Below are 1,870 nucleotides of genomic sequence, written 5' to 3'. Positions count from 1 at the left end.
TTTACATTCCTCTGTATAGCGCGAAGTTAAGTAAATTTTTGTCTAACAACGATATTGTTATCTCCATGCTTGAAAGGGCAAACTATGTGAATACTTCTAGCTCAACTATTTCAAAACACAAAAGCATAATTTCAGTTCGTATGTCTCAACTTTCGGGGAGAGCTAAAATTCATCCTTATAATCTTTTAAATAGATTTTTGTATCCAAGAGCAGATTATGTGGTTGTGGTGTCTAAAGTCATTGGGAGAGAATTGGAGAGGTTTTATGGGGTTAAGGCTGAAAAGATTAAGGTAATTTATAATCCTCTTGACTTAAGTCTGATACAAGAGAAACTCAAAGAAAATCTCGGAAGGTACGAAGAGATGTTTGCTTTCCCTGTTATTATTACCGCAGGAAGACTTACAAAGCCAAAAGGACAGTGGTATCTTCTAAGGATTTTTAAAGAGCTAAGAAAATACTATAAAGATTTAAAGCTTGTAATTCTTGGAGATGGCGAGCTAAAAGATTATCTTTACAATCTCTCTTTGGATTTGGGACTAAAAACTTTTATGTGGGGCAGGAATGAGTTTAGAGTAGAATATGATGTGTTTTTTCTTGGCTTTCAGGAAAACCCATTTAAGTTCATAAGTAGAGCTAAGCTTTTTGTGTTCCCATCTCTATGGGAAGGATTTCCAAATGCACTTGGTGAAGCTATGGCTTGCGGAGTTCCTGTTATTTCTTCAGATTGTAGAAGCGGACCAAGAGAAATCCTTGCACCAAACATGTTGCCTGAGCATCAGACAACAGAACCTGAATTCACAGAATATGGTGTTCTCATGCCTGTATTTGATGGGAAGTTTAAAACATCTAATGAACCCATAACCGAAGCTGAGAAGAAGTGGATTGATACCATAAAGTTACTCCTCTCCGAAAATGTATTGAGAGATAGGTTATCTACAGGAGCAAAAGCGCGAGTGAAAGACTTTGAGCTGACCAAGATTACAGAAGAATGGAAGAATCTCATAGAGGAGATAAGAAATGGATAAGGGAGTAAAACAAAGTATAAGGATGAGATTTAATCCTAAACCTTGGGATTTTTCTTACCTAATTACAAAAGAAAGTGCAAAAACTTTCTCATATGCGCTTAAGTATCTGGAAAAGAAACAGCAACTAAAAATCATTGAATTAGGTTGCGGTTATAAAGCCTTTTTATACTATTTTAGAGGATAAGCTCAACGATTTTGAATACATAGGGGTTGACTTTTCCAGAGAAAAATCTTCAGCTGATATATTACTTGATTTGAACGAAGATTCACTGCCTTTTGAGGACAACACATTTGATTTAGTTATTATGTCTGAGGTTTTGGAACACCTTTATAATCCATTACATTCGCTTAAAGAAGCGGTCAGGGTTTGTAAAGAAGGAGGGTTAATATATCTTAGCACTCCGTTTGTTTTTTATTATCATGGTTAGCCGCATGATTACTATAGGTATACAGAGTATTTTTACATCATATGTTTCAAATATTTTTAATCTTGATATATTGGAATGTAGAAAGGCTGGCTCTTTTTTTCTATCCCATTTTTTACATTGGTTATCTTGATTTTCGCATTTTTTAGAAAGCTACATTTAGATTTTCTTTCTCCATTATTCTTAACTCCTATTAACATTTTAGCAGTTATGTTTGATAAAATTACCTTGAAGGACTTATTAAAACTTTCAAATTGCGAGACATCGAATCACGAATACAATTTATGAATGCGGGCATAAGTCTTATATTTTTGAAAAGGAAAAACAAAAATAGCAATGAAATCCTTGCTAAGGCTTGAGGATTTGGAAAAAGGCAAAATAAAAATCGCAGTTATTGGGATTGGTTAAGCAATTTCAAAG

Annotated in this window: 1 protein-coding gene; it reads left to right on the top strand. The window is 34.2% G+C overall.

Annotation, left to right across the window (positions count from 1 at the left end; genetic code table 11):
* A partial coding sequence (locus NZ519_13800) for a glycosyltransferase (protein MCS7029827.1) occupies positions 1 to 1,025 on the top strand: 1,025 nt, incomplete at its 5' end.
* Between the last annotated feature and the right edge of the window lie 845 nt (positions 1,026 to 1,870).

This window comes from Bacteroidia bacterium, from assembly GCA_025056095.1.
Lineage (GTDB): Bacteria > Bacteroidota > Bacteroidia > JANWVE01 > JANWVE01 > JANWVE01.
The sequence above is the reverse complement of the archived record's forward strand: the minus strand, read 5'-3'. Positions and strand labels throughout refer to the sequence as shown.